The sequence below is a fragment of the Modestobacter sp. SYSU DS0904 genome, assembly GCF_054051115.1.
In genome coordinates this window covers 96,664-120,332 of the sequence record NZ_JBJHAQ010000012.1, presented here as the reverse complement: position 1 = coordinate 120,332, position 23,669 = coordinate 96,664, and the positions used below count along the sequence as shown (strand labels likewise).

Sequence of the window (23,669 nt, the reverse complement as noted above, 5' to 3'; positions counted from 1 at the left end):
GTGACCGTCCCCAGCGCGGCGGCGGCGGGGATCGTCCGTCCTGGCAGGACCGCAAGCCCGCCGGTGACCGTCCCCAGCGCGGCGGCGGCGGGGATCGTCCGTCCTGGCAGGACCGCAAGCCCGCCGGTGACCGTCCCCAGCGCGGCGGCGGCGGGGATCGTCCGTCCTGGCAGGACCGCAAGCCCGCCGGCGACCGTCCGCAGCGTGGTGGTGGGGATCGTCCGCAGCGCAGCGGCGGCGGCGACCGCCCCTCGTGGCAGGACCGCAAGCCCGCCGGGGACCGTCCCCAGCGCAGCGGCGGCGACCGCCCCTCGTGGCAGGACCGTCGTCCGGACCGAGCGGCCGGGCGTCCCACCGGTGGTCCGGACTGGCAGGAGCGCCGGCCGGATCGTTCCGGCGCCGCCGACCGTCCGTCCTGGCAGGACCGTCGCCCCGCGCGCGCCGAGGTCCCCTCGGATGACGCCGGCCGTCGCCCTGCCGGGCCGGAGCTCCCGGAGTGGGCAGACGTCCGGGAGCTGGACCCCGCTGTCCGAGCTGCGCTCCGCGGTCTGGACTCGCGCAACTCCGACGTCGTCGGGCAGCACCTCGTGGCCGCGGGAGGGTTGCTCGAGGAGGACCCTGAGCTCGCCCTGCAGCATGCCCGGGCAGCCCGGGACCGTGCTTCCCGGCTGGCCGTCGTCCGTGAGGCGGTCGGGGTCGCCGCGTACCACGCCGCCGACTTCGCCGAGGCAGCCCGTGAGCTCCGTGCCTACGCCCGGATGACCGGTGATCAGGGCTACCGCGCCGTGCTCGCCGACTGCGAACGGGCGCTGGGACGTCCGGAGACCGCACTGCGACTGGTTCAGGAGGCGCTGGAGACGTCGCCGGAGGGTGACGAGCTCGTCGAACTGCAGCTGGTCGAAGCTGGTGCCCGTCAGGACATGGGGGAGGAGCGCGCCGCCGTCCTCGTCCTTGAGGGCGCACTCGGCGGTCGGCCCACCCCCGCAGATCTCGGTGCCGCCGACCTCGGCCGCCTCCGGCTGGCCACCGCCTACGCCGACCTGCTCGCCGATCGGGGCGATGAGGACGTCGCACAGCAGTGGTACGCGGCGATCGCGGCGGCCGACCCCGACGACCTGACCGGTGTCAGCGCCCACTTCGCCGAGGACCCCGAGGACGAGGCCGCAGCCGACCCGGTGCCCGCGGACGCGGCCGAGGAGCTGGGTGCGGACGAGGGGGAGCCCGCCGACGGGGAGCGCGTCGACGGGGAGCCCGCCGACCTCACCTCCACGCCGGAGGACGAGCCGTTCGACGAGGAGATGCTCGCCGCGGTGTCCGGCCCGGTGACCGAGGCCGACATCGAGGCGGAGGTGGCCGAGCTGCTGGGGGAGACCCCGCCGCCGGTGGAGCGCGACCACACCCGCCTCTTCCAGGAGCCCCCCGGTACCCCGGACGAGCAGGACCGTCTGACGGACTGATCCGCGTCGTCCACACCGGCCAGGGCTGTCCACAACTCGCGGACAGCCCTGGCCCGTCGGTCTGCGTCCCGGCGACGCTTGCCACCATGAGCCTGGCCGTGATCGACCGGAACGACGTCGTGCTGCGTGGGCGGCTGCCCGCCCCGCCGGAGCTGCGCCCGCTGCCCAGCGGCGAGACGCTGCTGCTGTTCAAGCTGGTGGTCAGACGCGAGAACCCGCGTCCCCGCGCACCGAAGTCCGACATCCTCACCTGCGTGAGCACCGTCCCCACCCTGCTGCGCTACGCCTCGGCCTGGCGCACCGACGACGTGGTGGAGGTCGAGGGGTCGCTGCAACGCCGCTTCTGGCGCACGCCCACCGGCACCGCCGTGGCCTACGAGGTCAGCTGCCGGCGGGGGCGCAAGCTGCAGCGCACCGGCCGCCGCGCGGCACGCGAGCCGGCGTGACGGCAGTCAGTCCTCGTGCGGTCGCAGCACCAGTCCGGTACGCGGCTTGGGCACGAAGAGGGTCGACTTCCGGGGCATCCGGGCGCCGCTGCGGGCGACCGCGGCGACGTCCGCCGGGGCCGGGGAACGGAGCAGCAGGGCCACGCCGGCTCGTTCGCCGGCCAACCGGAGCGCCTGGTCGACGTCATGGGCGACGAGCACCGACGCGGGGTCGTCAGCACGGTGCCACAGGTGGCTGAGCAGCCCGTGGTGGGCCAGCACGACGTCGAGCTCCCGCCACGCCGGCGGTGCGTCCGCCGGCACGGTCGCCCGCAGGGCCGCCGTCGGGGCCGACAGCTCCACCACCCGGGCGCCGTCGGTCACCAGGAAGACCGCGCCGGTCGTGGCGTCGGCCCCTTGCGCCCAACGGCGGCAGACCTCGGCGAGCTCCCCGTCGGCCGGGGTGACGTCCCGCGCGGTCAGCCCGGTGGCGGCCAGTTCGACGGCGGCCGCCAGCGACATGTCGGGCACGACCCGATGGATCGCCTGCACCCGCAGCCCCCCGGGCCCCATCGGGGTGAGCAGCGCCAGCACGGCGCACCGCGCGGAACCACCGGTGGTCTGGTGCGCCCGGGCAGCGGCGAACCGGTGGTGACCGTCCGCGATGACCGCCTGGGTCCGCCCCAGTGCGGCGACCAACCGCTCGAGCACCGTCCGGTCGGTCACCCGCCACAGCCGATGCGTCACCCCGTCCGGGTCCGTCACGTCGAGGGTGGGCGTCCCCTCCCCGGCGCGTCGGGTCAGCTCGGCGACCTCGGGCTCGGGGTCGTGGGCCAGCACGATCGGCTCCAGGTCGGTCCGGGTCTCGTCGAGCAGCGCCCGGCGCCCCTCCACGGCCGGTGCGAAGGTGTCCTCGTGCGGCAGCACGGCGGTCGACCCTGCCGGCGGCACGCGCACCGCACCGAGCCACCCGACCGTCGCGGCGGTCCCGGGGGTGTCCATCTCGTACCGCCACAGCGCCGGCACGTCCTCCCGGACGAGCACCTGCTCGGCCAGCCACTGCCGCAGGTTGGCCGCGGCCGCGCGCGCCGACGCACGGTCACGTGCGCTGCGGCCGCCGGGGACGGGGTCGACGTGCGGCAGGATCAAGCGGACGATGTTGTGCGGGTCGGCCTCGGCCAGGCGGTCGCGGCCCCCGACGGTGACCAGGTCGTACGCCGGCGAGCTCACCCGGCCCAGCTGCGCGGGGTCGTGCTCCCGATAGACCAGGGCGCGGAAGGGCCGGACGTCGAGGCCCGTCGCGGCGGAGGGCGGGACGTCCGCCGGCGGGTTGGGCACCGCACGATGGTAGGAGCGCGTTCCTGGTCGGCCGGCGCCGGCCGGGCGTCGGCGAGGTCGGGCCGGGGCGACGGGAGAGGAGCGGTGGTGGAGGCAGGGCAGCCGGACGGCGGCGTCTACGAGTGGTACCAGCGCGGTCTGCAACTGCTGAACGCCGGACACCCCGATGCCGCGGCCACGCTGCTGGAGCGGGCGGTCCGTGCCGAGCCGGGCTCCCGCAGCGCACTCGAGGCGCTGGCCCGCGCCCAGTACGACGCGGGGCGCTACCGGGAAGCCATCGACAGCTTCACCCGCATCATCGACGCCAACCCGACCGACGACTACGCCCAGTTCGGGCTCGGGCTCGCCGCCAGTCGCGCCGGGGAGCTGGAACTGGCCGCCGAGCACCTGGCCCTCGCGGTCGCCATGCGGCCCGACCTCACCCACTACGACCAGGCCCTGCGCGGCGTGCGCGCCCGCCGGGACATCGCCCAGGAGCTGCCATGACCCACCCGACACCCGCCCACCGCCTGCCCGCGCACCGTTGCGGCGCCGCCGCGTGAGCACTCCGGAGCGCCCACCGCTCGCCGCGGGCAGTGACCGTGCACCGGCCGGCGAGTACGACGTCGCGCTGCTCGACCTCGACGGGGTCGTCTACGTCGGCCCGAAGGCGGTGCCCGGTGTGCCAGCGGCCCTCGCCGCCGCGCGCGACCGGGGCATGCGGTTGGGCTTCGTGACCAACAACGCCGCGCGCACCCCGGAGCAGGTCGCCGACCACCTCACCGAGCTCGGCGTCCCCGCCGCGGCGGAGGACGTCATCACCAGCTCGCAGGCCGCCGCCACGGTCGTCCGGGAGCTGGTCGGTGCGGATGCGCCCGTCCTGGCCGTCGGCGGGCCCGGCGTGGCGGCCGCCCTGACCGCCGCCGGGCTCCGGGTCGTCGAGCGGGCCGAGGACGAGCCCGCTGCCGTCGTGCAGGGCTACGGGCCCACGGTGGGTTGGGCCGAGCTCGCCGAGGCCGTGGTGGCCGTCCGCAACGGTGCCCGGCACGTGGCCACCAACACCGACGCCACCATCCCGTCGCCGCGCGGGGTCCTGCCGGGCAACGGCGCCCTGGTCGGGGTGGTCAGCACGGTCACCGGGCAGGCCCCGCTGGTCACCGGCAAGCCCGACCCGGCGATGCACGCCGAGTGCGTCCGCCGCACCGGCGCGGCTCGCCCGCTGGTGGTGGGCGACCGCCTGGACACCGACATCGAGGGCGCCCGGCGCGCCGGTGCGGTCAGCCTGCTGGTCCTGTCCGGGGTCGCCGGCCCGGCCGATCTGCTGGCCGCGGTCCCCGAGCACCGACCGGACCTGCTCGCCGCCGACGTGGCCGGGCTGCTGACCCCCCACCCGGCGGTGGAGCCGGTCGAGGGTGGGTGGCGGTGCGGCGGCTGGCTGGCCGAGGCCGCCGGCGATCACCTGGTGCTGCGCTCACCCGGCGCCGGGGAGGCCGGGGCGGACGGTGGTGAGGCCGGTGGCGACGGGCTCGACGGTCTGCGCGCCCTCGCCGTGGCCGCCTGGGCGGCACCGGGAGAACCCGATGCCGACGGTGGGCGGCGGCCGCAGATCAACGCAGCCGACGCCCCGGCCGCCGCGGCGCTGACGCGGTGGGGGCTCGGCGACGGCTGACCGGGCCGCCGGAGCGGGGGAGACCGGCGCCGGGTCGCCGGCGCGACCTCAGAGCATCGAACGGAGCCGGAGCATGTCGCGCAAGCCCGCCTCCAGCTTCACCCGGCCACTGGCCCAGGCCGGGGTGAACGACAGGTCGCCGGCGGTCAGCGCCAGCAGGTCGTCACTGGTCATGGTCAGCCGGATGTCGGCCTTGGGCACCGCCGGACCCTCGGGCACCGCCGTCATGTCGTGCACGGCGCCCTGGGCGAGCCGGCCCTGCACCACCTGCCCGAGATCGGTCAGCCGGCAGGAGACGGTGCGATCGAGGTCGCGGGCCGCGTCCTTCGCGGCCAACCGGCCGACGAAGCCGGTGAGAGCGGTCATGCACTGTTCCAGCGTCGCCACGGAAGGGGGTGCCTCCTCCAGCCGGTGGCCGGGCAGGTCCCGGCCGGGGCAGTCCGGAGCGGCACGCTACCGGCGCACCCCGACACCCCTGCCGCCCGGGCGGTACCGGGCAGCCGATGGCCGGCGCCGGGAGGCCGCCGGTGCTCGGTCGGCCCGCGGAGAGTCCGGACCGGCCGGTAGCCTCCGACGTGGTCCCGCCGCCGCCACCCTCCGGGGGCGGGCCCGGTCCCGGCCACCGCAACCCGGCCCGCCGCCCTGCACGCCCAGCCGGACAGCCCGCCGGTCCACCGACGGGTCAGCCCGATCACCGATCCCCGCGGAGGAGGACCACCGTGAGCCATCCCGACCGACCGCGTCCGGTGCCCGGCCCCCCGCGTCCGGTGCCCGGCCCCCCGCCCACCTCCACCGTCGGGCCGGTGGCCCCGGCGGGCCCCGGCACCGGCCACCCCGCCGGTGCGGACGTGTCGGCCCAGCAGGTCCCCGCCGCCCCGGCGCCCGGTTCGCCGTTCGCCGGGCTGGCCGGGCGGCCGGTCGCCGAGCACGTGGGGGTCTACGAGGCCGAGCACGAGCGGTTGCAGCGCGAACTGTCGACCATCGACCAGCTCTGATGGCACGTCGCAGCCGGCTCGACGCCGAGCTCGTCCGCCGCGGCCTGGCCCGCTCCCGGGAGCACGCCGTCGAGCTGATCTCCGAGGGGCGGGTCACCGTCGCCGGCGCCGCCGCCACCAAGCCGGCCACCGGCGTCGAGGCCGGCACCCCGGTGGTCGTCCGCACCGATCCCGACCAGCCGAGCTGGGTCTCGCGGGGCGCGCACAAGCTGATCGGCGCGCTGGCGGCCTTCGACGTCGACGTGGCCGACCGGCGCGCGCTGGACGCCGGGGCCTCCACCGGCGGCTTCACCGAGGTGCTGCTCAGCCGCGGCGCCCGGGAGGTCGTCGCGGTCGACGTCGGGTACGGCGAGCTGGCCTGGTCGCTGCGCACCGACGACCGGGTGGCGGTGCACGAACGCACCAACGTCCGGGAGCTGACCCCGGAGGCGATCGGTGGGCCGGTGCAGCTGGTCGTCGCCGACCTGTCGTTCATCTCGCTGCGGCTCGTGCTCCCCGCCCTGACCCGCTGCGCCACGCCGGACGCCGACCTGCTGCCGATGGTCAAGCCCCAGTTCGAGGTGGGGCGGGATCGGCTGGGCAGCGGTGGCGTCGTCCGGGACCCCGCACACCGCGCCGACTCCGTGCTCACGGTGGCCCGGGCCGCCGCCGACCTGGGCTGGGGCACCGCGGGGGTGGTGGCCAGCCCGCTGCCCGGCCCGGCGGGGAACGTGGAGTTCTTCCTCCGGCTGCGCCGCGACGCACCCCCACCGCAGCAGGCCGACGTCGACCGAGCAGTTCAGGAAGGACCACAGTGACCGAGTGCGCGCCACCGCGACCGGGGGACGGGATCCGGCGGGTGCTGCTCGCCGTCCACACCGGACGCGCCGACATCGTCGCGCTCGCCCGGTCCGCGGCCAGCCGGCTGGGCCGGGCCGGCTTCGTCGTCCGGGTGCTCGACGACGAGGCCGAGGACCTGGCCATCCCCGGGGCCGAGGTCTGCACGTTCGGCCCGCAGGCCGCCGAGGGCACCGAGATCGTGCTCGTCTTCGGCGGTGACGGCACCTTCCTGCGCGCCGCCGAGCTCGCCCGCTCCACCGATGCGGCGATCACCGGGGTGAACCTGGGCCGGGTGGGCTTCCTCGCCGAGACCGAACCGGAGGCGGTGGAGGAGATGCTCACCGCAGTCGAGCGCTGCCAGTACGAGGTCGAGGAGCGGCTGACCCTGGAGGCGACGGTGTTCGACGACCAGGGGCGGGCCGCCGGCGGCACCTGGGCGCTGAACGAGGTCTCGGTGGAGAAGGTCGAGCGCGCCCGGGTGCTCGACGTCGTCCTCGAGGTCGACGGCCACCCGCTGACCAGCTTCGGCTGCGACGGCGTGCTGTGCGCCACCCCGACCGGCTCCACCGCCTACGCGTTCTCCGCCGGCGGGCCGGTGGTGTGGCCCGACGTGGAGGCGCTGCTGCTCGTACCGGCGAACGCGCACGCCCTGTTCTCCCGGCCGCTGGTCACCTCGCCGACCTCGGTGCTGACCGTCGCCGTGCCGCCGGACGGCGCCCGGGCGCGGATCTCCGCCGACGGACGGCGCCTCGTCGAGGTGCCCGACGGCGGCCGGGTCGACGTGCGCCGCTCGGACCGGCCGGTGCGCATCGCCCGGGTCAACCCCACGTCCTTCGGTGACCGCCTGGTGGCCAAGTTCGGGCTGCCGGTGCGCGGCTTCCGGGAGGCCCGCTCGCACGGGCCCGGGCTCGAGGCGCCGCACTGGCACCGCAACGTGCTCAGCCGGGAGATCAACACCGCCGACGGCGCCACCCGCCGACCCGAGGAGGTGAGCGGTGGCGACCCGGACGGCGCGGCCTGACCCGACCCCGGCGACTCCGATGGCCCCGGCTCGCAACGGCGCCCTCACCGAGCTGCACATCCGCGGTCTCGGCGCGATCGACGACGTCACCCTGGAGCTGGGGCCCGGGCTGACCGTGGTCACCGGCGAGACCGGCGCCGGCAAGACCATGGTCGTCACCGGCCTGACCCTGCTGTTCGGCGGTCGCGCGGACCCCGGCCGGGTGCGCGCCAACGGCCGGGCGAGCGTCGAGGGCCGGATCACCCTGCCGCCGGGCTCGCCGGTGTGGGAGCGGGCCGCCGACGCCGGCGCCAACCCCGACGAGGACGGCAGCCTGATCCTCGCCCGCACGATCAGCGCCGAGGGCCGGTCGCGGGCGCACCTGGGCGGGCGCACCGTGCCGGTCGGCCTGGTCGCCGAGCTGTCCGAGGACCTGCTGGCCGTGCACGGGCAGACCGATCAGCTGCGGCTCACCCGCCCGGCCGAGCAGCGTCGCGCCCTGGACCGCTACGCCGGCCCGGCGCACCTGGCGCTGGTCGAGGAGCACCGGGTGGCGTACGCGCGGTGGCGGGAGCTCGCCGAGGACCTGGACCGCCGGCGCAGCCAGGCCCGCGAGCTGGCGCAGACCGCCGACGTGCTCCGGCACGGGCTGGACGAGATCGCCGCCGTCGCCCCCGAGCCGGGTGAGGACGAGGCGCTCGACGCCCAGTCCAAGCGGCTCGGGGACGCCGACGCGCTGCGCGTGGTCGCCGACGAGGCCCGGATCGCCCTGGTCGGTGACGTCACCGGCGAGCTGGGCGGCGACGGCGGCTTCCCGGCCGACGCCTCGGCCGCCCTGGCCACCGCGGAGCGGGCGCTGGCCGCCTCCGACGACCCGTCGCTGGTGCTGCTGGCCCGCGACCTCGCCGACGCGGTGGCGGTGGTCTCCGACGTCGCCGTCCAGCTGGCCGGCTACGTCGCGGACCTGGAGGCCGACCCGGCCCGGCTCGCCGAGGTGCTGGACCGGCGCGCGGCGATCACCGCGCTGGTGCGTCGGTACGCCGACCCGGGCGCCGGGCTGGGCGGCGTGCTGGCCTGGGCGGCCGACGCGCAGGAGCGGCTGGCCCAGCTCGACGTCTCCGACGAGGCGCTCGAGGCGCTGGAGTCCGAGCGGGACGCCGCCCGCGCCGAACTGGCCGCGCTGTCGGCCCGGGTCACCGAGGGGCGCCGGGCGGCGGCCGATGGGTTCGCCGCCGCGGTGGGCACCGAGTTGGCCGGGCTGGCGATGAAGAGCGCGCAGGTGTCCTTCCGCATCGAGACCGACCTCGACCACCCCGGTGCCGACGGCGCCGACGAGGTGGCGCTGCTGCTGTCCGCGCACCCCGGTGCGCCCGCCCGGCCGGTGCACAAGGGCGCCTCCGGCGGCGAGCTGTCCCGGGTGATGCTGGCCATCGAGGTGGTCTTCGCCGGTGCCGACCCCGTGCCGGTGATGGTGTTCGACGAGGTGGACGCCGGCGTGGGCGGGCAGGCGGCCGGGGAGATCGGCGCCCGGCTGGCCCGGCTGGCGCGGGAGCACCAGGTGGTCGTCGTCACGCACCTGGCCCAGGTCGCCGCGTTCGCCGACACCCACGTCGTGGTCGACAAGGCGCCGGACTCCGGTGCCGGGGTGACCGCCACCGACATCCACACCGTCACCGGCGAGGAGCGGGTGCGGGAGCTCGCCCGGATGCTGTCCGGGCTGGCCGACAGCGAGACCGGGCAGGCGCACGCCCGGGAGCTGCTGGCGGTCGCCGCCGACCGCGGCCAGTAGGCCCGGCCACCCGGCCGGGTCCCGCCGCGAGCCCGTGGGTGGCGGGGGAGTGGCTGGGGGAAGGCTTACGGGCGCGCGGCGTACCCGGCCAGGCCGGTCTGCACCAGGGCCAGGCCCGAGCGGCCGCGGGCGCGCAGCTCGGCGACCAGCTCCGGGCCGGCGGCGCCGGCCAGCACCCGGTCGCGGGCCAGCTCCAGCAGCGCCGCGTACAGCCCCAGCACCGTGTGCGCGGCGAGCCAGGGCTCGAGCTGGCCCGGCTCGGCACCGGTCTCGGCGGCGAACTCCCCGGCGAGGGCGTCGGTCAGCACGCCGAGGATCTCCCGCTCCCGCACCTGCAGGGTCCGCGAGCCGCGGATCACCCGGGCCATCTCGGCGACGCCCTCGGCGGCCGCGGCGGAACCGAGCTGGCTGATCGCGGCGACCACGAAGCTGCCGGCGGCCACCGGCGCCGACTGGCCGACGCGCCGGTGCCGGACGGCGTCGAGCAGCGCCTCGCGCATCGGCGGGTCGGCCTCGAAGACCAGCCCCTCCTTGACCGGGAAGTGGTTGAAGACGGTCTTCTCCACCACCCCCGCGCGCTGGGCGATCTCCTGGACGCTCACGGCGTCGAACCCGCGTTCGGCGAACAGCCCGGCGGCGGCGTCGACGATCTCCTCGCGGGTCTGCTGGCGGCGCAGCTCCCGCTTGTTCGGCCCGCCGCGCCCGCGCCGGCGAACCGGTCGCCGACGCGGCTCCTCGGCGTCCTCGGCCGGCGGCGCCGTGGCGGTCGCCGCCGGCGGGGCGAAGGCCACCACCTGCGCGGTGCGCTCGACGTCGTCCGCGGGATCGGCAGCCGCGCCGGGTCCGGCCGCGTCGACCGGCTCGGGGGCGGCATCGTGCAGGACGGTCGCTGTACCCCGGCTCGCGGAGGCCCCTCCAGTCACAGCAGCCACGCTAGTGACGGGCCGGTCCCGTCCCCGGGCAGCGACACCCGGTGCGGACGTCGGCGTGTCGCACCCACCCCCGTGGCGTTCACCACCCGTGATCGGTTGGTGACCGTCGCGCGTCGGTCATCGGGTGTCGGTGCCCCGTGGGAGCATGAAGCGCATGCGCATCGGCACCCTGCGGCGCGGACGGGCGTCCTCGACCGGACCCGGCGTGGCCGGCACCGCCCGGCTCGACCACCGGACCAAGAACCTCACCAAGCGGCTGCGCCCGGGTGACGTCGCGATCATCGACCACCTCGACGTGGACCGGGTGAGCGCCGACTCGCTGGTCGCCTGCAAGGTCGCCGCGGTGGTCAACGCCGCACCCAGCACCTCCGGGAGGTACCCCAACCTCGGCCCCGGGATCCTGCTGGAGGCGGGCATCCCGCTGATCGACGACGTGGGCAAGGACGTCTTCGCCGCCCTGAAGGAGGGCACGCCGGTCCGCGTCGAGGGCAACCGGGTCTACGCGGGGGAGACCGTGGTCGCCGAGGGGGTCGAGCAGACCCCGGAGACCGTCGACGTGGCGATGGCCGAGGCCCGCGCCGGGCTGTCCACCCAGCTCGAGGCGTTCGCCGCCAACACCATGGAGTACATGAAGCGCGAGCGCGCGCTGCTGCTCGACGGGGTGGGGGTGCCCGACGTCCGGACCCGGATCGAGGGCCGGCACGCGCTGGTCGTCGTCCGCGGGTACGACTACAAGGAGGACCTGGCGGCGCTGCGGTCCTACATCCGCGACTACCGGCCGGTGCTCATCGGCGTCGACGGCGGCGCCGACGCCATCCGCGAGGCCGGGTACCAGCCGGACATGATCATCGGCGACATGGACTCGGTCAGCGACGACGTCCTGCGCTGCGGCGCCGAGGTCGTGGTGCACGCCTACGCCGACGGGCGCGCCCCCGGGCTGCAGCGGGTGCTGGACCTCGGGGTCGAGGCGATCACCTTCCCGGCGTCGGCCACCAGCGAGGACATCGCGATGCTGCTGGCCGACGAGAAGGGCGCCTCGCTGATCGTCGCCGTCGGCACGCACGCCACGCTGGTGGAGTTCCTGGACAAGGGCCGCGGCGGCATGGCCTCCACCTTCCTCACCCGGTTGCGCCTGGGCGGCAAGCTCGTCGACGCCAAGGGGGTGAGCCGGCTCTACCGCAGCCGGATCTCCACCCTCGCCCTCACCCTGCTCGTCCTCGCCGCCCTGGCCTCGATCGCGGCGGCGATGGCCGTCTCGACCGCCGGCCGGGTGTACCTGGACCTGCTCATCGACCAATGGGACAGCTTCGTGTTCTGGCTGGAGAGCCTCTTCTCGTGATCGACTTCCGTTACCACCTGGTCTCCCTGATCGCGGTCTTCCTCGCCGTGGCCCTGGGGATCGTCATCGGCACCACCCAGCTCAACGGGCCGGTGCTGTCCAACCTGCAGAACCAGGTGACCGCGCTGCAGGAGGACAAGCGGAACCTGGAGGACCAGACCCGGCAGCTGCAGGCCCAGCTCGACTCCGACGGCGGCTTCGACGAGGCGGTCGGCCCGGTGCTGGTGGCCGACCGGCTGCCCGGGCGCAGCGTGCTGCTCGTCGTCGAGGGTGACGACGTCGACACCGAGGTGGTCGAGGGCGTGACCGCGCTGCTGGCCAGTGCCGGCGCCACCGTCACCGGCACCATCCTGCTCACCGACGCCTACGCCGACCCGTCCACCGAGGGCAGCGTGCAGAGCTACCTCAGCGGCCCGGGGCTGCCGGCCGGGGTGGTGCCCGCGGAGACGGCGGACACCGGCGAGCTGCTCGCCTCGCTGCTGGCCCAGGTCCTGATGGTGCCCGGCGAGGGTGACGAGGGCGCCGGTGTCCCGCCGGACACCACCGCCACCTCCCAGGTGCTCGCCGGGCTCGAGGAGCTCGAGGTCCTCAGCCGGGACACCACCTCGGTGAGCCCGGCGGACTTCGCGGTGGTCCTGACCGCCGGTGCCGTCGAGGGCGAGGACGCCGAGGCGCGCACCGACGCGCTGGTGGAGCTGGCGACCGCGCTGGACGCCCGCGGTGCCGGGGCCGTCGTCGCCGGTGACCCGGCAGCGGCCGAGGAGGGCGGGTTGATCGCCGCCATCCGGGCCGACGCCGGGGCCAGCGACAACGTCTCCACCATCGACAACGTCACCGCCGCCGCCGGCCGGATCAGCACGGTGCTCGCCCTCGTCGCCGAGGGGGCGGGCACCTCGGGGCGGTACGGCACGGGGGAGGACGCCCAGCCGGTGCCGGCGCCGGTCTCGTGAGCCACCGGGGACCGACCCGCCGCACCCTCGTCCTCGCCGCCGCCGGAGCGGTCGCCGCCCGCGCCGGACTGGCCGGCGCCGCGGAGCTCACCACCCGCCCGGCCGGCGCGCGCTGGCGGCGCACCAACTACGCCTCGCGGCCGGTCACGCTGCTCGGCGGCCCGGTGCTCGCCGCCGCGGCCACCGGCACCGCCGTCGCGGGTGCCCCCGCCGGGCAGCGGGCCGCCGCACTCGTCGTCGGTGCCGCCGCGGGCCTGGTCGGCGGCTACGACGACCTCGCCGGCGCCCGACCGGAGCAGGCACGCGACAAGGGGCTGGCCGGCCACCTGGCCGCGCTGCGCGCCGGCCGCGTCTCGGCCGGCGCGGTGAAGGTCGCCGGGATCGGCGCGGCGGCCGCGGTCGCCGCGGTGCTGACCCGCCGCGGTACCGGTGCCGGGGCCCTCGTCGACGGCGTGCTCACCACCGGGCTCGTCGCCGGCACGGCGAACCTGGTCAACCTGCTGGACCTGCGCCCCGGCCGGGCCGGCAAGGCCGCCGTCCTGCTCGCCGCGGCCACCGCCGGGGGTCCCGCCGGCGGGCTCGTCGCCGGACCCCTGGGCGCCACCCTCGGCGTGCTGCCCGCCGACCTGGGCGAGCGGGTGATGCTCGGTGACTGCGGCGCCAACGCGGTCGGCGCGCTGCTCGGGCTGCGCCTGGCGGCGCTGCCCGGTCGCCCGGCGCGCGCCGCCCTGCTGACCGGCATCGCCGCGCTGACCCTGGCCAGCGAGCGGATCAGCTTCACCCGCGTCATCGAGGCCACCCCGGGGCTGCGCGAGCTGGACCGGCTCGGCCGCCGACGGGCGTGAGCGCCCGGCGGGTCGCCACGGGCGTCGCCGGGGCGGCGCTGCTGATCTCGGTGCTGACCCTGCTGGCGCGGGTGGTCGGCTTCGGCCGCACGGTGGTGTTCACCAACACGGTGGGCGCGGACTCCACCGGCGACACCTACCAGGCCGCCAACAACGTGCCCAACATCGTCTTCGAGGTGGTGGCCGGCGGGGCGCTGGCCAGCCTGGTGGTGCCGATGCTGGCCGGCGGCATCGCCGCGGGGGACCGCGAGCAGGTGCGCCGCACCGCCTCGGCCCTCCTGGGCTGGACCCTGCTGCTGCTGGTGCCGCTGGCCGTGCTGGTGGCGGTGCTGGCCCGCCCGATCGCGGTGCTGCTGCTCGGCGGGGACGCCGGCGACCCGGGCCAGGTCGACCTCGCCGCCCGCTTCCTGCTGGTCTTCGCACCCCAGGTGGTCCTCTACGGCATCGGCGTGGTGCTCACCGGCGTGCTGCAGGCGCATCGGCGGTTCGCCGGCCCGGCGATCGCTCCGCTGCTGAGCTCCCTCGTCGTCGCCACCGCCTACCTGCTCTTCGCCGCCCTGGACGGCAGCCGGGAGGTCGACACCCTCTCCACGGCGGCCGAGCTGGTGCTCGGCGTCGGGACGACGCTCGGCGTGGTGGCGCTGGCCTGCTCGCTGCTGGTGCCGATGCGCGGGCTGGGGCTGCGGCTGCGGCCGACGCTGCGCTTCCCCGTCGGCGCCGCGCCCCGGGTGCGGCGGCTCGCGCTGGCCGGGGTGCTGACCCTGGCCGGGCAGCAGCTGGTCGCGGTGGTGGCGATCCGGCTGGCCAACACCGACGCCCCCGACGGCACCCTGGTCGTCTACTTCGCCGGGCTGACGCTGTTCCTCCTGCCGTGGGCGGCCGTCGCCGTGCCGCTGGCCACCTCGGTATACCCCGGGCTCAGCGAGGCCGCCGAGCGGGGCGACGAGCCGGCGTACCGGCGGGCGCTGGCCCCGGCCACGGTGCTGGTCCTGGTCGGCTCGGCGGTCGCCGCGGCCGGGCTGGTCGCGGTCTCCGGCCCGATGGCCCGGGTGTTCCTCGCCTCCGGCGACGACACCGGGAGCGCCCTCGCCCTGCAGCCGGCGATCGTCGCCTTCGCCCCGGGGCTGCTCGGCTACGGCCTGGTCGCGTTGCTGTCCCGGGCGCTGTACGCCCGCGGTCTGTGGCGGGCGCCGACCGTCTGCGTGGCCGGCGGGTGGCTGGTCGCCGTCCTCGCCGACCTGCTGCTGTCCGCCGCGCTGCCGTCGGGCGACCGGGCGCTGGCGCTGGCCGCCGGGCACACCGTGGGGGTGACCGTGGCCGGGCTGGCCCTGCTGGCGGTCACCGCCCGGGTGGCCGGGGCCGACGCGCTGGCCGGGGTGGCACGGGCCGGGACCGCGGCCGTCGCCGCCGCCGTCCTGGGCGGCGCGGCGGGGCTGACCACCGCCCGCCTGCTCGGCGCCGACCCGGTCCCCGACGGCGTGCCGACGGCGCTGGGCTCCGGCGTGGTCGCCGGTGCCGTCGTGCTGGTGGTCGCCGGTGCGATCATCATGGGCACCGCCCGGCGGCCGCTGCTCGCGGCCGTGGCCGGGCTGCGCGGACCGGTGCGGCAGGAGGTGACCGATGGCTGACCCGCAGGAGCTCCCACTGGCCGACCGGCGGATCGCCGAGGTGCTCGCCACCAGCACCGGTGGCGTCGGCACCCACCTGCGCTCGCTGCTGACCCCGCTCGGGCTGGCCGGCGCGTCGGTGCGGGTGTGCGGCCCGCGGGCCACCGAGGAGCTGTTCGCCTTCACCGACACCGGTGCCGACTTCCGGCCGGTCGGCATCTCCGCCGGCCTGGACCCGGTCGCCGACCTGCGTGCCGTGCTGGCGCTGCGCCGGGCGACCGCCGGCGCCGACCTGGTGCACGCCCACGGACTGCGGGCCGGTCTGGTCGCCGCGGCCGCCCGCCGGCTGGCCGGAGGGCGCCGCTGCCCGCTGGTGGTCACCCTGCACAACGCCCTGCCCGAGGGGAGCGGCCTGCGCCGGCGGGTGCTGCAGGTCGCCGAGCGGGCGACCATCCGCGGCGCCGACGTCGTGCTGGCCGCCTCGGGCGACCTCGCCGAGAACGCCCGCCGCCTCGGCGCCCGCGACGTCCGGGTCGCCCCGGTGGCCGCGCCCCCGCTCCCGCCGCCCCAGCGCCCCCGGCCGGAGGTGCGCCGCGAGGTCGGCCTGGACGACGACAGCCGGCCGCTGGTGGTCGCGGTCGGCCGGCTGCACCCGCAGAAGGGCTACGACGTGCTGCTGGACGCGGTGGCCCGCTGGGTCGCCGACCCCCGGCTGCAGCCCGCACCGCTGGTGGCCATCGCCGGCGACGGACCGCTGCACGACGAGCTCACCGCCCGGATCCGCGCCGAGCAGCTGCCGGTCACGCTGCTGGGCCGCCGCACCGACGTCGCTGACCTGCTGGGCGCCGCGGACGTCTGCGTGCTGCCCTCGGTGTGGGAGGCTCGGTCGCTGACCGCCCAGGAGGCGCTGCGCGCCGGCACCCCGCTCGTCGCCTCCCGGGTGGGCGGCATCCCCGAGCTGGTGGGCGACGCCGCCGAGCTGGTGCCGGTGGGCGACGCCGAGGCGCTCGCCGAGGCCGTGACCCGGGTGCTCAGCGAACCGGCGCGCACCGCCCGGCTGGGCGAGGCCGGCCCACGGCAGGCGGCGACCTGGCCCGACGAGGCGGCGACCGCGGCCCAGCTGGTCGCGCTCTACGGGGAACTGCTGGGGCTGCGCCGGTGAGCCGGGCAGCCCGGGCGGTCGCCGTCCTGCCGCTGCTGCTCGCCGTGCTGGCCGGCCTGCTCGCCGGCACCGCGGGGCCGGCGGTGGCCGCGGACGGCCAAACCGCCGACGACCAGTGGCGGGCCAACCGGGTGCTGGTGGTCGGGGTGGCCGGCCTGCTGTGGTCGGACCTGGACCCGGAGACCACCCCGCAGCTGTGGTCGCTGGCCGAGGACGCCGGGATCTCCGCGGTCTCGGTCCGCGCCGCCCGCTCCACCACCTGCCTGCTGGACGGCTGGGCGACCCTGGGCGCGGGCAACCGCGCGCGCTACCCCGGCCCGTTCGAGCCGATCCCGCCGGTGCCGCTGCCCAGCGCCCCGGTGCCGGAGGAGGAGGCCGCGGAGCCCGCCGCCCCCGCGGTCGACCCGGTGGACACCTCGCTGTCCTTCTGCGGCGTCGAGGAGCAGGTCGCCCAGGTCGGGCTGGCGGACCCCCGGCGGACCGTCGAGCGGGTGGCCGAGGACTCGGCGACCGTGCGGTTCGGCGCCCGACCGGGGGCCCTGGGGAACGCGGTCGAGTGCAGCACCGCAGTCGGCCGCGCGGCGTCCCTGGCGGTGGCCGGCGCGGACAGCCGGTTCACCGTCGTCGACCGGCTGCCCGAGGACCCGACCGAGGTGGCCGCGCTGCTGGCCGGGTGCCCGCTCACGCTGGTCTCCCTGGACACGCTCACCGACGCCGGCAGCTCCAGCCAGACCGAGACCGAGACCGGCACCCGCGCCGACGCCCGGCCGTGGGCGGTGCGGCAGGTCGACGCCGCCGTCGGCGTGCTGCGCGAGGCCGTCGCCGGGCTGCCCGGCGAGACGCTGCTGGTCCTGCAGGGGGTGTCCGAGGTCAACGACGGCCGGCCCCAGCTGCACGTCGGCATCGTGGACGGACCCGGTTTCCCGGCCGGCTGGCTCAGCTCGGCGAGCACCGGCCGTGCCCCGTTCACCCAGCTGATCGACGTCGCCCCCACGGTGCTGCGGGCGCTGGGCGTGGCGCGGCCGGCGGCGATGAACGGGCAGCCGATGCGGGTGGCCGGGGAGCGCCCGCCGCTGGCCGAGGCGGTTCCGGTCCTGGAGCGGGCCAACACCCGGGCGGTGGTGCACCACCGCAGCACCGGGACGTTCTTCTGGATCCTGGTCGCGGTCAACGGGGCGCTGCTGCTGGCTGCCCTGGCGGTGCTCGGACCGCGCCGTCCGCGCCCCGCTGCCTCCGGCCGGGCCCGGGGCGCGTTGCGGCTGGCCGCGCTCGTCGTGGCGTCGGTGCCGGTGGCCACCTACCTGGCCGGCGTCGTCCCGTGGGAGCGGGCGGCCCAGCCGCGGGTCGCCCTCGCGCTCGCGGTGGTCGTCGCCGCGCTCGCCGTCGGCGGGCTCGCGGCGGCCGGGCCGTGGCGCACCCGGCGGACCGGCCCGGCGGCCGTGGTCCTGGCGGTCACCCTGGCCACCCTGGTGGCCGACGTGCTGGCCGGGTCCCCGCTGGAGCTCAACGGCCTGCTCGGCTACGACGCGATCGTCGCCGGCCGGTTCACCGGGTACGGCAACCTCACCTTCGGCCTCCTCGCGGTGAGCGCCCTGCTGCTCACCGCCGGTGCCGCGGCCTGGTGGGCCGGCCGGGTACCCGGACCCTCCCGCGCCCGCTGGGCGCTGCCGGTGCTGGTCGCGGGGGTCGTCTGCGTGGGGCTGGTCGGCGCCCCGGGGCTGGGTCGGGACTTCGGCGGGGTGCTCGCCGCGGTGCCCGGCTTCGTCGTCCTGGGGATGCTGCTGGCCCGGATCCGGGTGACGGTTCCCCGGCTGTCCGCGATCCTCGCCATGGCCGTCGTCGTGGTGGGGTCGGTGGCGGTGCTGGACTGGAGCCGGCCGGCCGACCGGCGCACCCACCTGGGGCGGTTCGTCGGGCAGCTGCTCGACGGCGAGGCGTGGACGGTGGTCAGCCGCAAGGCCGCGGCCAACCTCGCCATCCTCACCGGCAGCCCGCTGTCCTGGTCGCTGCTGGTCGCCGCGCTGGCCGCGCTCTGGCTGCTGCGGCCCGGCGGCCTGCTGCGCAGCGCGCCCGGACGGCGTCCCGGCGGGCTCACCGGCGCCCAGCTGCGGGTGCTGCGGGCCGGGCTGACCGCGGTGGCGCTGAGCCTGACCGTGGGCGCCCTCGCCAACGACAGCGGCGTCGCCCTGCCGGCCACCGCGGCCACCCTGCTGGTGCCGCTGCTGATCTGGCTGGCCGCCGGCACCCCGGTGCCGCACGGTGCCGACGCCGACCCGGTCAGCGGCGCCGCGGGAGGGGAGCCGGGAGGCGCGAACCCGCGTGTTAACGTGGGCGTCCGTGGGTCGACTGGCTGAAAGCGGCAACTCTCCCGACAACCGGCGGGGACCTCTTCTCCCCAATTCGCAGCCGACGAAGTTCGTCTTCGTCACCGGCGGCGTGGTCTCCTCGCTGGGCAAGGGCCTCACGGCCAGCTCACTGGGTGCCCTGCTGTCCGCCCGGGGGCTGCGGGTGACGATGCAGAAGCTGGATCCCTACCTCAACGTGGACCCGGGGACGATGAACCCCTTCCAGCACGGGGAGGTGTTCGTCACCGAGGACGGCGCCGAGACCGATCTGGACATCGGCCACTACGAGCGCTTCCTGGACAACGACCTGACCGGCCGGGCCAACGTGACCACCGGGCAGGTCTACTCCGACGTGATCGCCAAGGAGCGGCGCGGGGAGTACCTCGGGGACACCGTGCAGGTGATCCCGCACATCACCAACGAGATCAAGTCGCGCATCATGGCCGTCGCGGAGACCTCCGAGCGCGTCGACGTCGTGATCACCGAGGTCGGCGGCACGGTCGGCGACATCGAGTCCCTGCCCTTCCTGGAGGCCGCCCGCCAGGTGCGGCACGAGATCGGCCGGGACAACTGCTTCTTCCTGCACATCTCGCTGATCCCCTACATCGCGCCGTCGGGCGAGCTGAAGACCAAGCCCACCCAGCACTCGGTGGCCGCGCTGCGCAGCATCGGCATCCAGCCCGACGCGCTGGTCTGCCGGTCCGACCGGGAGATCAACGAGGGCATCAAGCGCAAGATCGGGCTGATGTGCGACGTGGACGCCGAAGGGGTCACCTCCTGCCCCGACGCCCCGTCGATCTACGACATCCCGAAGGTGCTGCACCGGGAGGGACTGGACGCCTACGTCGTCCGCCGGCTCGGGCTGCCGTTCCGGGACGTCGACTGGACCGTCTGGGGCGACCTGCTCGACCGCGTGCACCAGCCCAAGCAGACGGTGACGATCGCCCTGGTCGGCAAGTACATCGACCTGCCCGACGCCTACCTGTCGGTCACCGAGGCGCTGCGGGCCGGCGGCTTCGCCCACCGGTCGCGGGTGGAGATCCGCTGGGTCCCCTCCGACGACTGCGAGACCGAGGAGGGCGCCGCGACGGCGCTGGCCGGGGTCGACGGCGTGTGCGTCCCCGGGGGCTTCGGGGTGCGCGGCATCGAGGGCAAGCTCGGCGCCATCCGGCACGCCCGGGTCAACGGGATCCCCACGCTGGGCCTGTGCCTGGGCCTGCAGTGCATGGTGATCGAGACCGCCCGGAACCTGGCCGGGATCACCGGTGCGAACTCCACCGAGTTCGACCCGGGCACCCCCGACGCGGTCATCTCCACGATGGCCACCCAGCTCGACGTCGTCGCCGGACGCGGGGACATGGGCGGCACGATGCGGCTGGGCAGCTACCCGGCCGCGCTGCAGAAGGGCTCGGTCGTCGCCGCCGCCTACGGGGCGACGGAGATCACCGAGCGGCACCGGCACCGCTACGAGGTGGCCAACGCCTACCGGGACCGGCTGACCGAGGCCGGCCTGGTCTTCTCCGGCACCTCGCCGGACGGGACCCTGGTGGAGTTCGCCGAGCTGCCCGCCGACGTGCACCCCTTCTTCGTCGGCACCCAGGCCCACCCGGAGCTGAAGAGCCGTCCCACCCGGCCGCACCCGCTGTTCGCCGCCTTCGTGCAGGCCGCGGCCACCTACCAGGACTCCGCCCGGCTGCCGGTGCCCGAGGACGAGCCGGTGGGCATCTGATGAGCGGCCCCCACGAGTACGACGTCCTCGCCAGCGAGGAGGTCTACACCGGCCGGGTGATCTCGCTGCGCCGGGACACCGTGGCCATGCCCGGTGGCGGGGACAGCGTCCGGGAGGTCGTCCGGCACCCCGGTGCGGTGGCCGTCGTCGCGGTGGACGACGAGGACCGGGTGGTGCTGCTGCGCCAGTACCGGCACCCGGTCGGGCAGTACCTGTGGGAGCTGCCGGCCGGGCTGCGCGACGCCGACGGCGAGCCGCCGGTGGAGACCGCGCGCCGGGAGCTGGCCGAGGAGGTGCAGCTGTCCGCCGCGCGCTGGTCGCTGCTGACCACGCACTTCTCCTCACCGGGCTTCTGCGACGAGCAGGTGGTCATCTACCTGGCAGAGGGCCTCTCCGACGTCGACCGGCCGGATGGCTTCGTCGTCGAGCACGAGGAGGCCGACATGACCGTCGTGCGGGTGCCGCTGGACGAGGCGGTGCAGCAGGTCTTCGACGGGACGATCTCCAACGTGGCCGCGGTGGTCGGCCTGCTGGCCGCGGCGCAGGTCCGGGCGACCGCACCGCGGCTGCGCCCGCTCGACGGCGCCTGAGGAATGGTGCCCCGGCTTGTCGCCGGGGCACCCGGGGGGACAGGGTGGAGGGGTGCTGACCCTCGACCAGGCCCTGGAGCTGATCGCCGCCGCCCGCGCGGAGGCCGAGGGGATCGGCGTGGCGATGTCCTTCGCGGTGACCGACCCCGGCGGGCACGTGGTGGCCGTGGCCCGGATGGACGGCGCGCCGTGGATCACCCCGGAGGTGGCCCTGGGCAAGTCCTGGACGTCGGTCGCCTTCCGGGTGCCCAGCGACGTGCAGAAGACCCGGATGCAGTCGATGCCGAACTTCGTCTCCGCGCTCACCACGATGACCGGGGGGCGCTACACCCCGCAGACCGGCGCGGTCCCGGTGCTCACCGACGGTGCCCTGGTCGGCGCGATCGGCGCGGCCGGTGGCAGCGGTGCCCAGGACGAGGCGGTCTGCTCCGCCGCGGTCGCCACCTGCGGCTACACGGTGGGCTGATCCGCCCGGCCGCCGCCCGGGGGCAGCTCCAGGCCCAGCCGGCGCAGCTCCAGCCCCGCGAGGTCCCGCACCGCCGCCGGGTCGCCGTCCCGCCAGCGGGCTCCGATGCCCACCGGCAGGCGGGCCAGCTCGGCCAGCGGTGCGGTGGCCATCGCGCGGGCGGCCAGCAGCTCCAGGTCGGCCGGTTCGACCCCGCCGGTCCCCAGCAGCCGGTCGGTGGCGCCGGCCTCCCGGGCCCAGTGCAGCCGGGCCGGCAGCCGGCGGGCGAGCAGCCAGCCCACCGGGAGCACCACGAGGACGACCGCGAGCACGGCGGCCAGGGTGTGCACGGCGTCCTCGGTGGCCTGCCCGGCGCCGGTCACCGACGCGCCGGCCCGCCCGAGCGCCTCGAACGGTCCGGCGAGCTCGTCACCGACCATCGGCACGTCGTCGGCCGCACCGGCGGCGGAGTCCATCGCCTCGGACAGCGAGCGGCCCAGGCCGGCCACCGCCCGGCCCGGCTCGGCCAGGGTCAGCACCGCGCCGTGCACCGCGCGGGCGACCAGCACCCACAGCACCGCCCAGAGCAGCAGGGCGAGGTCGCCGGCCACCTGGCGGGCCCGGCGGTCGGGGCGGTCGGCGTACAGGCGCATCGGTCGGCTCCGGGGTCGGCGGGGGCGGTCCCCGGGATCCTGCGGCACCGCGGCGGGGACGGCGATCCGAGCAAGAACGGTCGGGCGCGGGCGCGCCGCGGGTCGGGAGACTGCACGCATGACCGAGGACGTGCCGGCCGGGCGGGACCGGCTGCGCGAGCTGCTGGACGCGGTGCTGGACGAGGACAACCGCACGCTCACCGAGATGGCCGGGGACGCCTTCGTCTCGCCCTGGCACTTCAGCCGCCAGGTGGCCCGGGGCGCGGGGGAGTCACCGGTCGCGCTGCGCCGCCGGGTGGAGCTGGAGCGGGCGGCCTGGCAGCTGCAGCAGGGGCACCGGGTCACCGACGTGGCGTTCGCCGCGGGGTACGGGTCGGTGGAGGGGTTCAGCCGGGCCTTCGCCCGCGCCTACGGCCGCCCCCCGGGGCAGCGGGTGCCGGCGCCGGCCCGGGAGGGCCACTGGCTGCCCGCACCGAACGGCATCCACTTCCACCCGCCGACCTCGCTGTGGGTCGCCGGTGCGCCGGGCTCCGGCGGCGGCGACGCGGTCACCGCGCTGCTGGTGCACCACGCGCTGGACGACACCCGCGCGCTGCTGGAGACGGCGACGGGCCTGCCCGAGGACGAGTACCGCCGCTCGCGTGCCGCCGGGCTGCAGGTGCTGCCCTGGGACGGTCCGGAGGAGTCGCTGGCCGCCGTGCTCGAGCACCTGGTGTGGACGACGGAGGTCTGGCTCGCCTCGGTGGAGGGTGCCGACACCCCGGCCCGGGGCGCCGACGACCCGGCCGCCCTGCTCGCCCGGCACGACGCCGCCGCACCCCGCTGGCTGGCCTTCGTGCGCGACGTCTCCCGCCGGGGCGCCTGGGGCGACCGGCTCGTCGACGCGCTCTGCGACCCGCCCGAGACGTTCGTTCTGGGCAGCGTCGTCGCCCACGTCCTCACCTTCGGCGCGCACCGGCGGCAGCTGGCGCGCCACTGGTTCCGAGCGGCCGGCGTGCCGGTCGACGCGGGCGACCCGATCGACTGGCTGAGCAGGAGGACGCCATGAGCAGGAGGACCGAGTGACCCGCACCGTCTACTACACCGCCACCTCGCTGGACGGCTTCATCGCCACCCGCGACCACTCGCTGGACTGGCTGCTGAGCCGGGAGAGCGACGCGGACGGGCCGATGGGCTACGAGGGCTTCCTCGCCGGCATCGGTGCCCTGGCCATGGGCGCGACGACGTACCTCTGGGTCCGCGAGCACGACCCGGAGTGGCTCCCCGAGCGCCCGGCCTGGGTCTTCACCCACCGGGAGCTCACCCCGCCGCCCGGCGCGGACCTGCGCTTCACGGCCGACGACCCGGCGCAGGTGCACGCGGCGATGGCGGCGGCCGCGGGTGGGCGGGACGTCTGGATCGTCGGCGGCGGGGACCTGGCCGGGCAGTTCGCCGACCGCGGCCTGCTGGACGAGGTGGTGGTCTCCATCGCGCCGGTGACGCTGGGCGGCGGGGCACCGCTGCTGCCGCGCCGGGTCGAGCTGCAGGTGCTCGAGTGCGCCCGCAACGGCGAGTTCGTCTGCGTCCGGTACGCCGTCGCCCCGCCGCCCGCGGGCTGAGCG

22 protein-coding genes and 1 pseudogene are annotated in these 23,669 nt (G+C 76.7%); 19 read left to right on the top strand and 4 right to left on the bottom strand.

The window, feature by feature from the left end:
* Window positions 1–1,457 (top strand): annotated as a pseudogene (locus tag ACI79U_RS10580) (hypothetical protein); the annotation flags it as partial.
* Between the two features lie 86 nt (window positions 1,458–1,543).
* Window positions 1,544–1,903 carry a single-stranded DNA-binding protein gene (locus tag ACI79U_RS10575; protein ID WP_457067456.1) on the top strand — a complete coding sequence of 120 codons (360 nt, stop codon included), beginning with the start codon at window positions 1,544–1,546 and terminating at the stop codon, window positions 1,901–1,903.
* 6 nt (window positions 1,904–1,909) lie between these two features.
* Here the strand turns inward: ACI79U_RS10575 and ACI79U_RS10570 are convergent, their stop codons facing one another.
* Window positions 1,910–3,220 (bottom strand): DUF1015 family protein, encoded by a 1,311-nt coding sequence (locus ACI79U_RS10570; RefSeq protein WP_457067454.1) that lies wholly within the window; start codon window positions 3,218–3,220, stop codon window positions 1,910–1,912.
* Window positions 3,221–3,307: 87 nt separating this feature from the next.
* Here ACI79U_RS10570 and ACI79U_RS10565 point away from each other — a divergent pair, with 87 nt between their 5' ends.
* Together ACI79U_RS10565 and ACI79U_RS10560 are read left to right on the top strand one after the other, a co-directional pair.
* A complete protein-coding gene (locus ACI79U_RS10565) occupies window positions 3,308–3,706 on the top strand; it encodes a tetratricopeptide repeat protein (RefSeq protein WP_457067452.1) in 399 nt (132 codons plus the stop codon).
* 52 nt (window positions 3,707–3,758) lie between these two features.
* Window positions 3,759–4,868: an HAD-IIA family hydrolase gene (locus ACI79U_RS10560; protein WP_457067450.1), complete on the top strand. Its 1,110-nt coding sequence runs from the start codon at window positions 3,759–3,761 to the stop codon at window positions 4,866–4,868.
* A 48-nt stretch (window positions 4,869–4,916) separates the two neighbouring features.
* Here the strand turns inward: ACI79U_RS10560 and ACI79U_RS10555 are convergent, their stop codons facing one another.
* The gene (locus ACI79U_RS10555) at window positions 4,917–5,234 is read right to left on the bottom strand and encodes an alkyl sulfatase C-terminal domain-containing protein (protein WP_457067448.1); all 318 of its coding nucleotides are present in this window, start codon (window positions 5,232–5,234) and stop codon (window positions 4,917–4,919) included.
* Window positions 5,235–5,671: 437 nt separating this feature from the next.
* Here ACI79U_RS10555 and ACI79U_RS10550 point away from each other — a divergent pair, with 437 nt between their 5' ends.
* From ACI79U_RS10550 to recN, 4 genes are read left to right on the top strand one after another with little or no spacing between them, the layout of a single operon-like run.
* The gene (locus ACI79U_RS10550) at window positions 5,672–5,863 is read left to right on the top strand and encodes a hypothetical protein (RefSeq protein WP_457067446.1); all 192 of its coding nucleotides are present in this window, start codon (window positions 5,672–5,674) and stop codon (window positions 5,861–5,863) included.
* On the top strand, window positions 5,863–6,660 hold the full coding sequence (locus ACI79U_RS10545) for a TlyA family RNA methyltransferase (protein WP_457067443.1): 798 nt from the start codon (window positions 5,863–5,865) through the stop codon (window positions 6,658–6,660). Before ACI79U_RS10550 ends, ACI79U_RS10545 begins: the two co-directional genes overlap by 1 nt.
* Before the next feature lie 41 nt (window positions 6,661–6,701).
* Window positions 6,702–7,703, top strand: a complete 1,002-nt coding sequence (locus ACI79U_RS10540) for an NAD kinase (protein WP_457067441.1) — start codon at window positions 6,702–6,704, stop codon at window positions 7,701–7,703.
* Complete coding sequence (recN, locus tag ACI79U_RS10535) at window positions 7,678–9,471, top strand: DNA repair protein RecN (RefSeq protein ID WP_457067439.1); 1,794 nt, start codon at window positions 7,678–7,680, stop codon at window positions 9,469–9,471. Before ACI79U_RS10540 ends, recN begins: the two co-directional genes overlap by 26 nt.
* 65 nt (window positions 9,472–9,536) lie before the next feature.
* Here recN and ACI79U_RS10530 read toward each other — a convergent pair whose 3' ends face one another.
* On the bottom strand, window positions 9,537–10,394 hold the full coding sequence (locus ACI79U_RS10530) for a TetR/AcrR family transcriptional regulator (protein WP_457067437.1): 858 nt from the start codon (window positions 10,392–10,394) through the stop codon (window positions 9,537–9,539).
* A gap of 163 nt (window positions 10,395–10,557) precedes the next feature.
* On the opposite strand from ACI79U_RS10530, the gene steA reads away from it, so the two are divergent.
* The 9 genes from steA to ACI79U_RS10485 are packed head-to-tail and all read left to right on the top strand — an operon-like array spanning window position 10,558 to window position 21,436.
* The gene (gene steA / locus ACI79U_RS10525) at window positions 10,558–11,742 is read left to right on the top strand and encodes a putative cytokinetic ring protein SteA (protein WP_457067434.1); all 1,185 of its coding nucleotides are present in this window, start codon (window positions 10,558–10,560) and stop codon (window positions 11,740–11,742) included.
* Entirely contained in the window at window positions 11,739–12,692 is a 954-nt protein-coding gene (locus ACI79U_RS10520; RefSeq protein WP_457067431.1) for a copper transporter, read from the top strand. Before steA ends, ACI79U_RS10520 begins: the two co-directional genes overlap by 4 nt.
* Window positions 12,689–13,537, top strand: coding sequence for a hypothetical protein (locus ACI79U_RS10515; protein WP_457067429.1), 849 nt, complete (start codon window positions 12,689–12,691; stop codon window positions 13,535–13,537). The genes ACI79U_RS10520 and ACI79U_RS10515 overlap by 4 nt, the downstream gene beginning before the upstream one ends.
* Window positions 13,534–15,165 carry a murein biosynthesis integral membrane protein MurJ gene (murJ, locus tag ACI79U_RS10510; protein ID WP_457067426.1) on the top strand — a complete coding sequence of 544 codons (1,632 nt, stop codon included), beginning with the start codon at window positions 13,534–13,536 and terminating at the stop codon, window positions 15,163–15,165. The genes ACI79U_RS10515 and murJ overlap by 4 nt, the downstream gene beginning before the upstream one ends.
* Window positions 15,158–16,306 carry a glycosyltransferase family 4 protein gene (locus tag ACI79U_RS10505; RefSeq protein WP_457067424.1) on the top strand — a complete coding sequence of 383 codons (1,149 nt, stop codon included), beginning with the start codon at window positions 15,158–15,160 and terminating at the stop codon, window positions 16,304–16,306. The genes murJ and ACI79U_RS10505 overlap by 8 nt, the downstream gene beginning before the upstream one ends.
* Window positions 16,303–18,660, top strand: a complete 2,358-nt coding sequence (locus ACI79U_RS10500) for a hypothetical protein (RefSeq protein ID WP_457067421.1) — start codon at window positions 16,303–16,305, stop codon at window positions 18,658–18,660. The genes ACI79U_RS10505 and ACI79U_RS10500 overlap by 4 nt, the downstream gene beginning before the upstream one ends.
* Window positions 18,566–20,380 (top strand): CTP synthase, encoded by a 1,815-nt coding sequence (locus ACI79U_RS10495; protein ID WP_457072638.1) that lies wholly within the window; start codon window positions 18,566–18,568, stop codon window positions 20,378–20,380. Before ACI79U_RS10500 ends, ACI79U_RS10495 begins: the two co-directional genes overlap by 95 nt.
* On the top strand, window positions 20,380–20,970 hold the full coding sequence (locus ACI79U_RS10490; RefSeq protein ID WP_457067416.1) for an NUDIX domain-containing protein: 591 nt from the start codon (window positions 20,380–20,382) through the stop codon (window positions 20,968–20,970). The genes ACI79U_RS10495 and ACI79U_RS10490 overlap by 1 nt, the downstream gene beginning before the upstream one ends.
* Before the next feature lie 52 nt (window positions 20,971–21,022).
* On the top strand, window positions 21,023–21,436 hold the full coding sequence (locus tag ACI79U_RS10485) for a GlcG/HbpS family heme-binding protein (protein ID WP_457067414.1): 414 nt from the start codon (window positions 21,023–21,025) through the stop codon (window positions 21,434–21,436).
* Here ACI79U_RS10485 and ACI79U_RS10480 read toward each other — a convergent pair.
* Complete coding sequence (locus ACI79U_RS10480; RefSeq protein ID WP_457067412.1) at window positions 21,421–22,068, bottom strand: hypothetical protein; 648 nt, start codon at window positions 22,066–22,068, stop codon at window positions 21,421–21,423. The two genes, ACI79U_RS10485 and ACI79U_RS10480, sit on opposite strands and share 16 nt — an antisense overlap.
* A gap of 118 nt (window positions 22,069–22,186) precedes the next feature.
* Between ACI79U_RS10480 and ACI79U_RS10475 the strand changes: the two genes are divergently transcribed.
* Both ACI79U_RS10475 and ACI79U_RS10470 read left to right on the top strand, forming a co-directional pair.
* The gene (locus ACI79U_RS10475) at window positions 22,187–23,116 is read left to right on the top strand and encodes a helix-turn-helix domain-containing protein (RefSeq protein ID WP_457067409.1); all 930 of its coding nucleotides are present in this window, start codon (window positions 22,187–22,189) and stop codon (window positions 23,114–23,116) included.
* Window positions 23,117–23,129: 13 nt separating this feature from the next.
* On the top strand, window positions 23,130–23,666 hold the full coding sequence (locus ACI79U_RS10470) for a dihydrofolate reductase family protein (RefSeq protein WP_457067406.1): 537 nt from the start codon (window positions 23,130–23,132) through the stop codon (window positions 23,664–23,666).
* Window positions 23,667–23,669: the final 3 nt, after the last annotated feature.